16 protein-coding genes and 1 other RNA gene are annotated in these 16051 nt (G+C 33.4%); 11 read left to right on the top strand and 6 right to left on the bottom strand.

The annotated features are described in order from the left end of the window. Positions 1-5: 5 nt before the first annotated feature. The 3 genes from Q9Q97_RS22870 to Q9Q97_RS22860 all read left to right on the top strand — a co-directional run bounded on the left by Q9Q97_RS22870 (position 6) and on the right by Q9Q97_RS22860 (position 1397). Entirely contained in the window at positions 6-377 is a 372-nt protein-coding gene (locus tag Q9Q97_RS22870) for a LysM peptidoglycan-binding domain-containing protein (RefSeq protein ID WP_306161393.1), read from the top strand. 161 nt (positions 378-538) lie between these two features. Further along, complete coding sequence (locus Q9Q97_RS22865; RefSeq protein WP_306161391.1) at positions 539-1018, top strand: BON domain-containing protein; 480 nt, start codon at positions 539-541, stop codon at positions 1016-1018. Positions 1019-1025: 7 nt separating this feature from the next. After that, positions 1026-1397, top strand: a complete 372-nt coding sequence (locus tag Q9Q97_RS22860; protein ID WP_306161389.1) for a LysM peptidoglycan-binding domain-containing protein — start codon at positions 1026-1028, stop codon at positions 1395-1397. Between the two features lie 167 nt (positions 1398-1564). Here Q9Q97_RS22860 and Q9Q97_RS22855 read toward each other — a convergent pair whose 3' ends face one another. Further along, the gene (locus Q9Q97_RS22855) at positions 1565-1858 is read right to left on the bottom strand and encodes a hypothetical protein (protein ID WP_008467915.1); all 294 of its coding nucleotides are present in this window, start codon (positions 1856-1858) and stop codon (positions 1565-1567) included. Between the two features lie 125 nt (positions 1859-1983). On the opposite strand from Q9Q97_RS22855, the gene rnpB reads away from it, so the two are divergent. Next, positions 1984-2330, top strand: an RNA gene (rnpB, locus tag Q9Q97_RS22850) — RNase P RNA component class A. A 30-nt stretch (positions 2331-2360) separates the two neighbouring features. After that, complete coding sequence (locus Q9Q97_RS22845) at positions 2361-3611, top strand: cation:dicarboxylate symporter family transporter (RefSeq protein ID WP_306161387.1); 1251 nt, start codon at positions 2361-2363, stop codon at positions 3609-3611. 244 nt (positions 3612-3855) lie between these two features. On the opposite strand, the gene Q9Q97_RS22840 is transcribed toward Q9Q97_RS22845, so the two are convergent. The 3 genes from Q9Q97_RS22840 to Q9Q97_RS22830 all read right to left on the bottom strand — a co-directional run bounded on the left by Q9Q97_RS22840 (position 3856) and on the right by Q9Q97_RS22830 (position 6203). Beyond that, positions 3856-4050 (bottom strand): hypothetical protein, encoded by a 195-nt coding sequence (locus Q9Q97_RS22840; RefSeq protein WP_248727465.1) that lies wholly within the window; start codon positions 4048-4050, stop codon positions 3856-3858. 97 nt (positions 4051-4147) lie between these two features. Further along, positions 4148-4834 carry a response regulator transcription factor gene (locus Q9Q97_RS22835; RefSeq protein ID WP_306161386.1) on the bottom strand — a complete coding sequence of 229 codons (687 nt, stop codon included), beginning with the start codon at positions 4832-4834 and terminating at the stop codon, positions 4148-4150. A 10-nt stretch (positions 4835-4844) separates the two neighbouring features. After that, entirely contained in the window at positions 4845-6203 is a 1359-nt protein-coding gene (locus tag Q9Q97_RS22830; protein WP_306161384.1) for a sensor histidine kinase KdpD, read from the bottom strand. 140 nt (positions 6204-6343) lie between these two features. Between Q9Q97_RS22830 and Q9Q97_RS22825 the strand changes: the two genes are divergently transcribed. Continuing rightward, positions 6344-8455, top strand: coding sequence for an outer membrane beta-barrel family protein (locus tag Q9Q97_RS22825; RefSeq protein WP_306161383.1), 2112 nt, complete (start codon positions 6344-6346; stop codon positions 8453-8455). A 310-nt stretch (positions 8456-8765) separates the two neighbouring features. On the opposite strand, the gene Q9Q97_RS22820 is transcribed toward Q9Q97_RS22825, so the two are convergent. Continuing rightward, on the bottom strand, positions 8766-9371 hold the full coding sequence (locus Q9Q97_RS22820; RefSeq protein WP_306161381.1) for an RsmD family RNA methyltransferase: 606 nt from the start codon (positions 9369-9371) through the stop codon (positions 8766-8768). Next, complete coding sequence (locus Q9Q97_RS22815) at positions 9368-10186, bottom strand: DUF3822 family protein (RefSeq protein WP_306161379.1); 819 nt, start codon at positions 10184-10186, stop codon at positions 9368-9370. The genes Q9Q97_RS22820 and Q9Q97_RS22815 overlap by 4 nt, the downstream gene beginning before the upstream one ends. 388 nt (positions 10187-10574) lie before the next feature. Between Q9Q97_RS22815 and Q9Q97_RS22810 the strand changes: the two genes are divergently transcribed. The 5 genes from Q9Q97_RS22810 to kdsB all read left to right on the top strand — a co-directional run bounded on the left by Q9Q97_RS22810 (position 10575) and on the right by kdsB (position 15723). After that, the gene (locus tag Q9Q97_RS22810) at positions 10575-11984 is read left to right on the top strand and encodes an ATP-dependent RecD-like DNA helicase (RefSeq protein WP_306161377.1); all 1410 of its coding nucleotides are present in this window, start codon (positions 10575-10577) and stop codon (positions 11982-11984) included. A gap of 243 nt (positions 11985-12227) precedes the next feature. Then, positions 12228-13058: a 4,5-DOPA dioxygenase extradiol gene (gene ygiD / locus Q9Q97_RS22805; RefSeq protein WP_306161375.1), complete on the top strand. Its 831-nt coding sequence runs from the start codon at positions 12228-12230 to the stop codon at positions 13056-13058. A 160-nt stretch (positions 13059-13218) separates the two neighbouring features. Further along, positions 13219-13788 (top strand): helix-turn-helix domain-containing protein, encoded by a 570-nt coding sequence (locus Q9Q97_RS22800; RefSeq protein WP_306161373.1) that lies wholly within the window; start codon positions 13219-13221, stop codon positions 13786-13788. A gap of 230 nt (positions 13789-14018) precedes the next feature. Then, the gene (locus Q9Q97_RS22795) at positions 14019-14828 is read left to right on the top strand and encodes a class I SAM-dependent methyltransferase (protein ID WP_306161371.1); all 810 of its coding nucleotides are present in this window, start codon (positions 14019-14021) and stop codon (positions 14826-14828) included. A gap of 160 nt (positions 14829-14988) precedes the next feature. Beyond that, a complete protein-coding gene (gene kdsB / locus Q9Q97_RS22790) occupies positions 14989-15723 on the top strand; it encodes a 3-deoxy-manno-octulosonate cytidylyltransferase (RefSeq protein WP_306161369.1) in 735 nt (244 codons plus the stop codon). Positions 15724-16051 lie beyond the last annotated feature (328 nt).

Here is a 16051-nt window from a genome sequence, read left to right as displayed (position 1 = left end):
AAGCCATGACTTTAGTAGATAAATACAGAGAGCTGACAGATTTAGCGGTTAATTTAGGAACGGCAGATCTGCAGGTAAGAGAAGAAGATAATGTCTTGTATATTGACGGAACAGCAAAGTCTGCTGATGACAAAGAAAAATTGTGGGAAGCTTACGGAAAACTAGATCCAGACTTTAGATCGGCTGATGTAGTGATGAATATTAATGTAAGCGAAAGTGCTGTAACAGAATATGTCGTTAAAAGCGGTGACTCTTTATCAAAAATTGGGAAACAGTATAATGTTTCTTGGCAATCAATTTATGAAGCCAATAAAGACGTCATAAAAAATCCAGATTTAATTCAGCCAGGCTGGAAGTTAAAAATACCTACAGCTTAAAAATGAATGCAAAGTCCGTCTTTTATGACGGACTTTTTCTTTTTTATTGAATGGATAACGCATCAATTACTGGAAACCATATAATACCTTAGGCATATCTTATAAAATAGTACATCATAATCTGTTTAATTTTAACTAGTTAATTATTAAAAAAATGTATTATGAAAATGAGATCCATTTTATTAGGAATGAGCCTTTGTATTGCCTTGGTATCCTGCAAGCCTAACGATGCCGATATTGAAAAAGCAATTAGTGAAAAACTTGGAGATACTCCAGAAGTGCAAGTTGCCGTTCATGATGGTGTGGCTACCATCACAGGAACTTGTGAAGACGAAATTTTCAAAAAAAATATTGAAAAAAGCGTAAGAGCTGTTAAAGGCGTAAAATCTGTTGTAAATACCTGTGAACTTGCCAGAGCCAACCAAGAGCCAGCAGCAGCCACTGTTGTAATTAATTCTGATGCCGATTTGGATAAATCTATTAGTAAGGTTGTAAAAGATTACGAAGGTGTGAGCGCGACTGTTGTTGGAGGTATTGTTACACTTTCGGGAGAAATTAAAAGAGACAAATTGCAGCCTTTAATGCAGAGTATTCAGGAATTGCATCCTAAAAAAGTAGACAATAAATTAATTATTAAATAAAGAAATTATGAGTTTACAAGATAAATACAGAGAAGTAACAGATTTGGCTTCAGAACTTGGAGTGTCAAATCTTCAAGTAAGAGAACAGGATAATGTTTTATACATCGACGGAACTGCTCAATCTGCGATGGATAAAGATAAAATTTGGGATGCTTATAATAAAATTGACCCAGATTATAGATCTGGAGATATGGTAATGAATATTGACGTTGCTCTAGGCGCTACAAAAGAATATACTGTTGAAGTAGGAGATTCGCTATCGAAAATCGGAAAAGCGTACGGCGTTTCTTGGCAGGATATTTTTGAAGCCAATAAAGATATAATTTCAAATCCAGATCTCATTCAACCAGGCTGGAAACTCAAAATTCCTTCAGCATAAATAGAAAAAATTCCAATTTTTAAATTCCAAATTCCAATTTCGCATCTAGTGAAAATTGGAATTTGGAATTTTTTTATTGGATTTAAAAAAAAATAGATTTTAAAATTTACTACTTTCCAGTCAATTTTTGGAATTTGGAATTTTAAAAAATTGGAATTTAAATTTTTTTATCTCCCTCTAATACTCAAATCAAATAAAAATTTTGCTGTTTCTTGATCTGAGTCGGCTGAAAAGCCAGCTACATAGACTCCTTTTTTTCCAGAAGTCGATTTAATTCCGTATACAACTGCCTCATCCGCCGGGTCCGACTCACCCTCGTATCGATACACATGAACAATTTCAAATTTCTCAGGATTCTTTTTAATCGCATCAGCATTTCGATTAAAATCGCACGTAAATCCTTTTTCATTCAATTGATCTAAAGCCTTTGAAACAGTTGCGTAATGATACATTCTTTTCATGATAAATTGAATTTAAAATTATAGATTTCTAAAGATAACTATTTTAGAATTAAAAAGTTAGGATAAAAATCATAAAATCTGAAATTTAAAATCATTATTGTTAGTTCTTAAATCGCTACTTTTGCAGCGCAGACCGCCTTATCGTCGTCCCGATTTATCGGGAGGGAGGAAAGTCCGGACACCACAGAGAAGCATAGCGGGTAACGCCCGTCGGCTCCGTCTCGTTCTTTGAAACGAGACGGGATTAGGACAAGTGCAGCAGAAAGTATGTACAGGTAATGCTGTAGTGAAACCAGGTAAACTCTATGCGGTGAAATACCAAGTATATCGGCATTTAAGGGCTTCTCGTCCGTTGCCGAAGGGTAGGTAGATTGAGTCCAGTAGTAATGCTGGATCTAGATAAATGATAAGGTATTGTTTCGAATTAAAAACGAGGCAAGAACAGAATCCGGCTTACAGGTCTGCATTTTTTATATATTTGTGAACTATCTAACCTGTTTTCATGAATATTAGCACTCCAGATTCTTCTTCCAAAGCTAAAAAAAGCCTTTTTAGAACAATTGTCACCAATCTTACATTTTGGGTTTTAATTGCCATTATTGCAGGCGTTTTACTCGGACATTTTTCTCCAGAAAATGGTGTCAAGATGGAATTTCTGGGCAAGAAGTTTATTCAGCTTATATCTCTTTTTATCGGACCAATTATTTTCCTGACTATAGTTTTGGGAATTTCTGGAATGGGAAACTTAAAGAAAGTCGGCCGAATTGGAGTAAAAGCACTGACTTATTTTGAAGTAGTTTCGACCGTTGCTTTGGCAATTGGCGTAGCAGTTGCTTATATATTTAAACCTGGAAAAATTGATAAATCGGGACTGACTTTTGGTGATGCAAGTCAATACACTCAAGGAGCTGCAAAAGATTTTTCTTGGCTTCAGTTTTTCTTATCCAATTTTACCCTTCAAGTATTACTGGCCGCAATTATCTGCGGAATTGCATTGAATTTTTATCAAAAAAGAGAACAGACTATTTTAGTCTTAGAACGATTTTCTAAAGTGGTTTTCTTTGGTTTAAAATACGTGATGTACCTCGCTCCAATTGGTGCTTTTGGCGGAATGGCATACACAATTGGGAAATTTGGTCTGGCAACTTTGATTCCGTTAGGAAAACTAATGCTTTGCGTTTATTTAACTATGGCGTTATTTGTCTTTTTAGTTTTGGGAAGTATCTTGAAATATTATAAAATAAGTATTTTTTCGATTTTAAAATATATCAAAGAAGAACTTTTACTGGTTCTCGGAACTTCATCTTCAGAAGCCGCTTTGCCCAGTATTATGGTCAAATTAGAAAGAATGGGATGCAGTAAATCGGTTGTAGGATTGGTAATTCCGACGGGATATTCTTTTAATCTGGACGGAACTTCGATTTATCTTTCGATGTCAGTATTGTTTATCGCACAATTATACGATGTGCATTTGAGTTTCTTCGAAATCCTAACCGTTATCGGAATTCTAATGATTACTTCTAAAGGCGCAGCAGGAGTAACAGGAAGCGGGTTTATAGTTCTAGCGTCGACGTTAACAGCTTTGCATAAAATTCCAGTTGAAGGTTTGGCGTTTTTATTAGGCGTAGATAAATTCATGAGCGAAGCAAGAGCCATTACCAATTTAATTGGAAACACGGTCGCAACCATTATAATCTCCAAAACAGAAAGAGACTTCACAGAATTAAATCTTGATCCTGTAGCAGAAGAATAGTCTTTTGCCACAAAGGCGCTAAGACGCTAAGGTTTTATTTTTTTTTAGCCATTAAGACACAAAGCCACAAAGTTTTATTTCTCCCGCAGATTGGGCAGATTGAGCTGATTCTTAATTTTAAAAATCTCCCTAATCTGCGCAATCTGCGGGAGAAAAATCTTTTAATCAGTATAATGTGTGGCTTAAAAAAAACTTAGCGTCTTAGCGCCTTTGTGGCAAAAAAATAGTGCCTTAGTGGCAAGTTTTAGCTTTCGTCTTTTGTAGTTCGTACCAAGCTAATTCCTGACATGAAAAAGACAATTCCTAATATTCCGTAAATAATAAGCGATTTTATATCTCTGGTTTCCCCAGATGTGCCGGCAAAAATAACGGCAGTATAAATAAGTCCAATGATTCCGAGGATTGTAAGTAATCCACCGAAAAATCTTTTTAGGTTCATGATTGTTAGATTTAAAAGTTCTCTAACAAAGTTAAATTCCATACAGTTAATTGCTGTTATACAATTGCTTATGAAAAATTATATGATTTGCAGAAAGTTATTTGTCAATTTTAAACTCTAACCCAATGTTACGAGTACTTTCAATCTTAATTTTCGGATCAGAATTAAAATATTTCCTCAACCTGCTGATAAAAACATCCATGCTTCGTCCAGAAAAATAATCATCTGTTTTCCAGACCGACATTAAAATTTGTTCCCTTTTTAATAATTGGTTATGATTTAAATATAAATATTCAATAAGAGAAGCTTCCTTTTCTGTAAGCTGCTGAACGTGATTTTTATTGTTAAGAGTTAAGCGTTCATTATCAAAGATGTACGATCCTATTTCAATGGTATTATTTCCGTTAAGCGTTCTCTTTTGTTCCAGTCTTTTTAGAATATTCTGCAAGCGAAGAATTAACTCATCGACTTCAAAAGGTTTTGCGATATAGTCATCTGCGCCAAGTTTCAGACCAATAATTTTGTCTTCTTGTAACTTTCTCGCTGTTAGAAAAATAAAAGGAACTTCTGGATTGATTTTTATGATTTTTTCAGCCAAAGAAAATCCGTCCAATTTGGGCATCATGACATCAAAAACACAAATGTCAAAAGTCTGGTTTTTAAAATAATCCAAAGCGATTTCGCCATTTTCTGCCCAAACCACTTCAAATTGATGCAGTTCTAAATACTGTTTTAAAATAGCGGCAAAATCAAAATCGTCTTCGGCTAAAAGTAATCTTTTCAAAATAAGGGAATTAAACTTTTAATAAAATAGTAAACTGAGCGCCTTTTCCTAAATCGCTAATAACATTAATCGAGCCCTGATGCGCTTTTACAATTTGATCAACATAATACAAACCAAGACCTAAGCCTTTTGTATTGTGAATATTTCCTTGTTCGACACGATAAAACTTTTCGAAAAGCAGCGCTTGTTTGTTTTTGGCAATACCAATTCCGTCATCTTCAAAACTAATCGAGAATTGTTTTTCGATAATTTTTGTTCTGACAGTAATCGTATTCGAACCATATTTTACGGCATTTTCGAGCACATTTAAGAAAGCGGTTGTCAAATGAAATTTATCCAGAACCAAAATAGTCTTCTCTGTCTGAAAATCGGTTTTAAGATTGATTTTAGGGAAAGTGATTTTAAAATCATTTACGATAGAAAGCAGAAAATCTTCGGCTTCTATTTTTTCTTTTTGCAATTCAATTTCATTTTCAGCCAGCGAATTGGCCATAACCTGATCAATTAAATTCTGAAGACGATTGTTCTGACGCGAAATAGTATTTACTATCGAATTAAAATTTTCATCGTTATCACGAATGTTTTTCTGCGCTAAAATTTTGGTCGAAATTCCCAAAGTTGCCAATGGCGTTTTCAGTTCGTGCGTAATGTTATTGATAAAATCCGTTTTAACATCGCTAACTTTTTTCTGTTTAATTAATGCTCTGATAGCAATTACAAAAAGACCGATTAATGTCACAATCGAAAACAGCGAAAGAATCAGTATAAAAGTCATTCGTCTCAAAATAATCATTTCCCAATCGATTACAGAAACATACATTGAATCTTCGGTTAATAATTGATATTCATTATTTTCGAAAGTTCCATTTGTCGTGCCCACATAACTTCGCACTAAAAAAGCATGGTTTAAAGAAGACAGATTTCCGTATAATTTGTTTTGGATAAAAGGTTTTTCAGAGAAAATCGTATCCGCTTTTTGTTGGTTTTTATACAGAATAAATTTGTTTAGAACAACAGCAAAATCAATTTTGAAATTCGGTAAATCTCTTTCAAATTTTCTTTTAATTTTCTGCGTAATAATGTTCTGAAATTCGGTATTCAAAACACCATTTTTAATATCCAATCGGCTATTTTTCCCCTTCATATATTTTTCTGAAAGGCTTTTGTAAAGCATTTCTTTTTTAGAAACCAAAGCAGAATCAATATCACTGTAATTATTGGTAATTTGGGCAATTTCGTTTTTAATTTGAGTGTGAAACTGTGCGACTTTGTATTCGTAAGCCGTTTTTACCAAATAACATTGCACCGTCATAAGCACAATTAGCGCTACAACAGAAAATGCGATTAATAAATTGATTCTTTGTTTCATACTCATTTTAAAATCTGTTTCAAAAATACAGCTTTTGCTAAACAAATGGGAGATTAACGCTGCATTAACCTACGATTAACTTTCAGAACTGTGTTTTCAAAGCATTTTTGCAGCAATGCTAACCCAATTTAAATTTTAAAATGAATTTTTATCTGCCCTTAAAACTGCTCATTACACTTTTACTTTTCTGTCTTTCCTTGATGGCAAATGCACAAAATGAAATACCAAAAGATTCAATTTCTAAAGAACTGAATGAAGTTGTAATTACTCAAAATAAAAACACGTTTACGAACTCAAACGGAAACATAAAAGTAGATGTTGCCAATTCGGTTTATAATGCTATTCCGAATCCTGTTGATCTAATTTCGAAATTACCGACAGTTCAAGTAAGTGCCAATCGCGAAAATATTTCAGTAGTAGGAAAAGGAACGCCGCTAATTTACATTGACAACCAGAGAGTAGGAATGAACGAATTGAATGCTTTGGCTGTAGCCGATATTAAAACAATAGAAATCATTCAGAATCCATCTTCAAAATACGAAGCCGAAGGGCGTGTAGTGATCTTGATTACTAGAAAGCTGAGTAAAAAAGACAGTTTTAAAACAGATATTTCTGAAACCGCTTCTTTCAAAAAGAATTACAACAATTATTTAGGTTTTAATTCGAGTTTTAAAAAAGGGAAACTAGAATGGAAAGCTAATTTTAATTATAATCGCTTAAATCCTTGGGAAAACCATAGTATTGCTTACCAAATTCCGCAAGCCAATATTATTTCAGATTATGATGTATCGGCAACTACTTATAGAAACCAATATATTTTTGGTGGAGGTTTGTTCTATAAAATAAACGATGATGATTATTTTTCTTTTAGTGCAAACGGGAAATCACAAAACGACACTTTTGATATTAACACCTTTACATTCAACAAAAATCAAGAGGAAGAAAACAATGTTTTTACATTAAGCGATAATTCAAGTTCAAAGAATTTTATCAATTCATTTGTAAATTATTCAAAGAAAATAAAAGCGATTGACACCAAGCTGTTTGCTGGTTTTCAGTTATCCAATTTTAATCAGCATTTGTGGAGTTTGGTTCAAAATAATTTTAACGAAACAGATTTTCAATTGTCTCAAAACCGAAATCAGAAGTTTAATGTTGATGTTTTTTCGGGTCGAATTGATTTAGAAAAAAAGTTTAAAAATGAAATGAATTGGGAATATGGCGCCCTTTATTCTGCTGCAAAATCGAAATCTGATTATGATGTTTTTGATTATGAAAAAAATGAAAGCACAGCTTTTAGATATAATTTTAAAGAAGAAAATGCTGCTGCATATTCTCAGCTTTCGGGTAAAATCAAAAAAGCAGATTTTTCATTGGGATTGCGAATAGAAAATACCAGAGTCAATGGAAAATACAGCAAAGAAAGTACCGCTTTAATTGATAAAAATTATACGAATGTATTTCCCAAAGCACAAATTTCATTTCCAATTGATAGTACAAAAAGCATCAGTGTAGATTATTCAAAAAGTGTGTCGCGACCGAATTATTCGGCATTGAGTATGATTGCAACCTATATAAATCCTTATTTTATTTACGGAAGCAATATCAATTTGGGACCAACATTTATGGATGTAATTTCTACTACTTTCCGATATCATAACAAATCGGTTAAACTGACTTTGTACCAAAATAAAAATCCTATTTATCAAGATTTTGTTTTTGATCAGACCAATGTATTGACTTTTACAGAGAAAAATTTTGAAAAAGAATCGGGTTATAATGTAGAGTTTACGCTTCCTTTTAGCTACAAAATCTGGGAATCGACAAATTCTCTAATTTTCGCAACGAATAAAATTGAAGATAGATTGGCTGTTTTTAATTCTTCTAAAACCTACTTGTATTACTATTCTAATAATACTTTGAAGTTGCCAAAGAATTTTACATTCGTTCTGTCTTTTTGGGGAGCGACAAAACAGAAAGAAGGTGTTTTTGAACGAAATGCAAAGCTGATTTTTGATCTTTCGTTAGCAAAATCATTTGGCAAAAATTGGAACTGTACTTTGAGTTACAATGATGTTTTCAAAAACACCATTTATACCGAAAGGTTCACAGTCAATAACATAAGTTCGAGAGCCAGATATTTGGTTGATGCAAATGAAATTGCCTTAACGCTTCGTTATTCTTTCGGAAAAATAAAAGATTCTGAATTTAAAGAAAAGAATGTCAATGAAAGTGAAAACCGCATTCGATAGGACGCGGATGAAACGGATTCGCTATCGCGAAAACGCTGATAAAAACGGATTTTTATTTAGATAAAAACAGATTGATATGAATTGCCTCCAGCTTTAGCTGGAGGTATTAGTGAATTGTTTTTGTAATGGCTTTAGCCAAACTTTAAGGTTCGGCTAAAGCCATTACTATTGAAAATAAAAAACCTCCAGCTAAAGCTGGAGGCAATTGATATAAAATAAATTTGTGAAATTAGTGTAATTTGTGGCTAAAAAATCTGTGTAAATCCGCGTTTTCGCGATAGCGAATCCGTTTTATCAGCGTCCCAAAAGACTAGCCTTCGTCTTCTTCAGATTCTTTTTTAGAAACATCGTGCGGTAATTCTTCATCGTCGTCGGTAGAATTTAGTTCGAAGAAACTAAAAAAAGAACCGCCATAACTTTTCTGAAACGAAAAATTACTCATATGATCGAGTTTGGTATATTTAGAATGCTCGATAATCATCATTCCGTCATCTTCCAGTAATTCTTTTTCAAAAACAGTCGAAACAATTTTCTCAAAAGTAGCCTGATCCAATCCGTAAGGCGGATCTGCGAAGATAATATCGTAAGTCGTTCTGCAATTTTCTAAAAATTTAAAAACATCGCTTTTGGTTGCGGCAATATCAAAATCATATTCTGACGAAACCTGTTTGATAAATTTAACGCATCCAAAGTCACCGTCAACTGACGTAATAGGAGCACTTCCGCGTGAAGCAAACTCATAACTGATGTTTCCCGTTCCCGAAAATAGATCTAAAACCTTTAAACTGTCAAAATTAAAATGATTATTCAAAACATTAAACAATGCTTCTTTACTCATGTCAGTCGTAGGTCTTACAGGTAGATTTTTTGGCGGAAAAATTCGGCGTCCTTTGTATTTTCCTGAAATGATTCTCATGATTGAAATAAGATATAATGTTTTTGATTTTGAGCGGCTGTAAAATTGTTTCTTTCCTGAAGTTTAGTAACATCTAAGAAAGAAATATGGCGTACATATTTGTAAGCGATAGCATAAAAAGGATCATTTTCTGAAATAGTTCCTAATAATTCTAACTTGAAACTTTCCGGATTCATGCTCATTTGTTCTGCTGTAAATAAAATATAATAAATAAAATCTTCTGGAGTAACATATTCAAAAGAATTAAACAGCAAAAGTTTCTGATTTTGCACCACGATAATTTCGAAATTACCTGGATTAAAATTGACGATCATTTTCTTGTCGTCGTTGTTTCTTGAACTGTCTAGAATTTTTTCGACCAAAATACTATTGGCGTGTTTATAATCAAAAGACCCCACATTATCGATCAGGAAATTGTTGATATTCACATGTGGAATATAAACCGAATTCATCTGATAATTAGGAATTTGATCAAAATTAAAATGGTCTGTTTCAAATACTTTTGTAGTGTATTGCAGATAACTTCCTAAATAATTTTCATCAAACAAAGCAGTCGGAACAAAAGTCGAAAGGTTATTGTTATGAATAACCATTACTTCATCGTAAGTGTTTTTCAGTTCAGGATTGTTTTTGAAAGCATCGCTGAATAAATCCTCAATTCGATGTGTTTTGGAAGTATCAAATTTTATTTCTTTAAAAGAAGTAATAATATTATTTAATGTATCAAAACAGCAATAGGAGAATCCAGTCAGAGAAACCTGAATTGAAAGTTTCCTGTAGTTTTTTGAAGTAATGTTAGTATTTTGTAATGACATAGTTGATTTACAATTCGTTACCTGTTTTAAATCAAGAAAGAATTTAAGCGACCACAAACTTACAAATTAAAAAGGAACAATTATAATTGCAATTTCGAAAAACAATTTCAATTAAACTTAAAAGAAAGGTTAAGAAAAGGTTTGGTTAAGGTGTTTTTGAACCATATAAGTTATATAAGTTCATTTTAGATTGTTTTGTCTAAAATTATTAAGCTTATATAAAAAGGACTTCATTTATTGCAAATGTTTAAAAATCCGCGCAAATCAGCGTGTTCGCGATAGCGAATCTGCGTCATCCGTGTTCAACAAAACCGAGTTTAAATTAAACTTATATAACTTATATGGTTTAAAAAAATAAAAGCCGAACTTTGTATTTCAATATTACTTTATGAATTCTGCACAGTTTTACGGCACTTTACAAAAACGATTTCCTTTTGCTCCAACTTACAAACAGGATATTTTTTTTCAGAAAATAGCAATCTTTCTTACCGAACCTCAAAACGACACCATTTTTGTTTTGAAGGGATATGCCGGAACGGGAAAAACGACCGTTATTTCTACTATTGTCAATAATTTGGGTGACATTAATAAAAAATACGTTTTGCTAGCACCTACGGGACGCGCGGCAAAAGTAATTGCCAATTATTCGAATAATCCGGCTTTTACGATTCATAAAAAAATATACTTTCCGAAGAAAGCATCTGGTGGAGGAGTGGCTTTTACCAAGCAGGTAAACAAACATAAAAATACCATTTTTATTGTCGATGAGGCTTCTATGATTTCCGACAGCACTTTGGACAGCGGATCGCTTCTCGATGATTTAATTAATTATGTGTATTCTGGAAACAACTGCAAAATGATTCTTTTGGGAGATACTGCTCAGCTGCCTCCCGTTAATTTAGATATAAGTCCGGCACTTGATATTCAGACTTTAGGCGTTCATTACGATAAAGAAATCGAACATATAGAATTGGACGAAGTAATGCGTCAGGAAGAAAGTTCGGGGATTTTGTACAATGCAACCGAATTACGCGAATTATTGAAGGAAAGTTTTATTACAGAATTTAGATTTAACGTCAAAAAGTTCAAAGACATTGTTCGATTGACAGACGGTTACGACATTCAAGATGCCATAAATACCGCTTATAGCGATTGGAGCATTGAAGATACGGCGTTTATTGTTCGTTCTAATAAAAGAGCCAATCAGTACAATGAGCAAATCAGAAGCCGAATTTTATTTAAAGAAAGCGAACTTTCGGTTGGTGATTTCCTGATGGTCGTAAAAAATAATTATTTCTGGTTGAAAGAAACTGACGAAGCCGGATTTATTGCCAACGGAGATATTATTGAAGTTCTGGAAATGTTCGGTATCAAAGAACTGTACGGATCTAAATTTGCAAAAGTAAAAATTAGAATGGTGGATTATCCGAACCAAAAACCTTTTGAAACGGTTTTGATTTTGGATACTTTAACTAGCGAATCTCCATCTTTAACCTACGAAGAATCGAATCGTTTGTACGAAGAAGTGATGAAAGATTATGAAGATGAACCAACGAAATACAAGAGATTCCAGAAAGTAAAAGAAAACGAATATTTTAACGCTTTGCAGGTGAAATTCTCTTATGCCATAACGTGTCATAAATCGCAAGGAGGGCAGTGGAATACGGTTTTTATCGAACAGCCCTATCTGCCAGAAGGAATTGACCGCGACTATATCAGATGGCTTTATACCGCAATGACACGTGCCAAAAATAAGTTATATTTGATAGGCTTTAAAGACGAGAGTTTTGAGGAATAAAAACACGAATTTCACAAATTAGCACGAATTATTTTTTAATGCTATTAGTGAAGAAATCTGTGTAACTCATTTTTTTTTTTAATAGCCACGAATTTCACGAATTAGCACTAATTTTTTTTTGCACGATAATTAGTGAAAATCTGTGCAATTCGTGTTTAATTTTTGAACGCCATTAATTGCATAATTTTTTGAGATTTTAAAAATTCGAGTAATTTGTGCAATTCGTGGCAAAAAACAACCGCAATGACATCACTAAACGACTTACATTCGATTTCATCAACGTTTTCGAATACTGATAAAATGCCGGTTCTGTTTTTAGGACACGGCAGCCCGATGAATGCTATTGAAGAAAATCAATTTGTGGCGGGTTTTCGCAATCTGGCTAAAACATTGCCGCAGCCCAATGCTATTTTATGTGTTTCGGCACATTGGTTTACCAAAGGCACAAAAGTTACCGCAATGGAAATGCCGAGAACCATTCATGATTTTGGAGGTTTTCCACAGGCGCTTTTTGATGTCCAATATCCCGCAAAAGGAAGTCCAGAATTGGCTGTAGAAACACAGAAGATTTTAGATCCTGTAATGGTCGAATTAGACGAACATTGGGGGTTGGATCACGGTGCTTGGAGCGTTATTAAACATTTATATCCAAATGCAGACGTTCCTGTAATTCAGTTGAGTATTGATTATACCAAATCAGGACAATATCATTTTGAATTAGCTCAAAAGCTTCAGGCACTTCGTTATAAAGGTGTTTTAATCATCGGAAGCGGTAATATTGTGCACAATCTTCGAATGGTCGATTTCAGAAATTTTGATAAAGACAATTACGGCTACGACTGGGCAATTGAAGCGCGAGAAACGGTAAATAATTATTTGCTGGATGGAAATTTTCAGCCGTTAATTGATTTCGAAAAACTAAATAAAGCTATTCAATTGTCAGTTCCAACTCCAGAACATTATCTTCCGTTATTGTATACTTTGGGTTTAAAAGATAAAACGGACGAATTGGATTTGTTTAATGATAAATTATTGGCAGGTTCTTTAAGCATGACTTCGGTAAAAATCATGTAATTAAGTTTAATAATTTCTATAAAAGTTGTTGGATTACTTTTTTATAAAGACAATTAAATCAAGCTCTTGACAAGAATGTCGTTAAAATGTCGCAAATAAACCGCTATCAAAAAGAATGTTTCAAGAGTAGTTTTGTCGAAACAATAAACCAAAATTGATTATGAACGAAATTGGAAAAAAAATTAAAGAATTGAGAAAGAAGAAAGGTCTGTCTCAAGAAGAATTGGCCGAATATTCAAAAGTAAATTTAAGAACGATTCAGCGTATTGAGAACGATGAAAATGAACCTCGAGGCAGAACTCTAAATCTCATTTGCGAAGCTCTAGATGTAAATGCTGAAGATATTTTAGATTACGGTAAATATGAAGACAAAAGTTATTTGGTTGTTTTTCATCTTTCGGTTTTGGTATTTCTCGCAATTCCTGTCGGAAATATTATTCTGCCTCTTATTTTATGGATGAATAAGAAAGATAAAATAATTGGATTAAAGGAAATAGGGACAAACCTATTGAATTTTCAAATAGTTTGGACTGTTTTAGCTTTTATCTCATTCATATTATTTGCAGCTGGACATATATTTCATGACGTTATACTTTCAATTCAGATTTTTGTATATAGTTTTATTGGACTATTTGCCATAAATATATTTCTGCCTATAATATCTGCAATCATAACGAGTAAAGGAAAGACAAAAAGACTTTATCCTAATCTGATACGAATAATAAAATAATGTCTAGTCAAATTAATTCAGCGAAATATTAAAATCTTTTGTTTAAATTTGTTTGTGTTTTTGTTAAGTATTTGTTTGTCAGTTGGTTAGTTTTTGTTTTTCTTCCTCTTTTTTCCATTCTTCTTTTTGTAATTAATGATTTAAGCGCCTTTGTGATTGACTGATGATAAGACGTTTAAAAAATTAATTAAAAGTGCGGCATCAGCACTATAAACACTGATAAAAATGAGATGAATCCGAACAAAGCATTATGGGAAAAAGGCGATTTTACGCGCATTGCAGAAACGATGAGAGAGAGCGGTGCAGAATTGGTTGCTAAAATTGGAATTAAAAAAAATCAAGACGTTTTAGATCTTGGCTGCGGCGATGGGACAACCGCAATACCTTCAGCAAAATTAGGAGCCAATGTCTTAGGCGTTGATATAGCAAGAAATCTAGTGGAAGCGGGAAATATTCGAGCCAAAAATGAGGGACTCAATAATATTGTATTTAAAGAAGGAGACGCAACCGATTTGAATGAATTGAAAGATCAATCATTCGATATTTCGATGAGCATTTTTGGAGCAATGTTTGCGACAAAACCTTTTGATGTAGCTAAAGAAATGGTTCGAGTTACACGGCCTGGAGGTAAAGTTATTATGGGGAATTGGATTCCAGGTGACCCAACGTTGATTGCACAAATCCTGAAAATTAGTTCTGAATATACACCTCCACCTCCTGAGGGTTTCGTAAGCCCAATGCTTTGGGGTATTGAAGATAATGTTATCGAAAGGTTTACAAATGCTGGAGTTCCTAAAGAAAATATTTCTTTTGAGAGAGACACCTTTACGTTTGAAGCAGCATTTCCGCCTTCAGATTGGCTAAATAATTTAAAAAATTACTACGGTCCAACAATGAATGCTTTTGAAGCGGCAGAGCAAAATGGAAAAGCTTCTGAATTGTATGCTAAGCTCGAAGAATTAGTTCAAAGACAGAATACTAGTAATGAAAATTCTACATCAATTCCTGCGACTTTTCTTCGTGTTACGGTTTCGGTTTAATTTTTTGCGGTATTTGTATGTTGTGTAGAAATAGTAAACAGAAAATTTAAAAGTAATTTTTGCATATTTGCAAAAGGTTAAGTCTGAAAAAAATCAGGCACTACATTTTCAGAATATCAAATACTAATTTTTGAGTTTTTACACTCAGTAAAACCATATAATGAAGGTAATAGCAGTAATTCCCGCAAGGTATGCCTCAACACGTTTTCCAGCAAAATTAATGCAGGATTTAGGAGGTAAAACAATAATCTTAAGAACTTATGAAGCAGCAGTTGCAACAAAACTGTTTGATGATGTCTTTGTTGTAACCGATTCTGATTTGATTTTTGATGAAATTGTTTCGAATGGCGGAAAAGCAATTATGAGCATAAAAGAACACGAATCTGGAAGCGACCGAATTGCAGAAGCTGTTGCAAATCTTGATGTAGATATTGTAGTAAATGTGCAAGGAGATGAGCCTTTTACAGAAGCTGGACCATTAGAACAAGTTTTGTCGGTTTTCAAAAATGATCCAGAAAAGAAAATTGATTTAGCTTCATTAATGCGTGAAATCACAGATGAAGAAGAAATCAATAATCCGAATAATGTTAAGGTTGTTGTAGATCAATCACAGTTTGCCTTGTATTTTTCGAGATCTGTAATTCCGTATCCAAGAGAAAAGAATGTTGGAGTGAGATATTTTCAGCACATCGGAATTTACGCTTTTAGAAAACAAGCCTTATTAGACTTTTACAGCCTTCCAATGAAATCTTTAGAAGCTTCTGAGAAGTTAGAACAGCTTCGTTATTTAGAGTTCGGAAAACGCATTAAAATGGTAGAAACCACTCACGTAGGAATCGGAATTGATACAGCTGAAGATTTAGAAAGAGCCAAAGCGATGTTGAGAGATCTTTAATCGATTTATAGTTAATGAAACGCAGAACTTTGTCAAAGTTTTAAACTTTGACAAAGTTTTTCAGTGTTAAGTTTGAAGTAACGTTTCCGCAATCTTGTCATCCTGAGCGAAGTCGAAGGACACGCAAGTAGCTCGACAAAGATTGACGACATAGTTTGGGGATTTTCTGGCGTGTCCTTCGACTTCGCTCAGGAGGACAAACTGTAAGTGTAAATAATAAAAAAAGCTCCATAGGAGCTTTTTTTATTATCGTAAAATCTAAAATCTAAAATCTAAAATCTAAAATCTAAAATCTAAAATCTAAAATCTAAAATCTAAAATCTAAAAT

Source organism: Flavobacterium sp. DG2-3 (genome assembly GCF_030730925.1).
Classification (GTDB): domain Bacteria; phylum Bacteroidota; class Bacteroidia; order Flavobacteriales; family Flavobacteriaceae; genus Flavobacterium.
The sequence above is the reverse complement of the archived record's forward strand: the minus strand, read 5'-3'. Positions and strand labels throughout refer to the sequence as shown.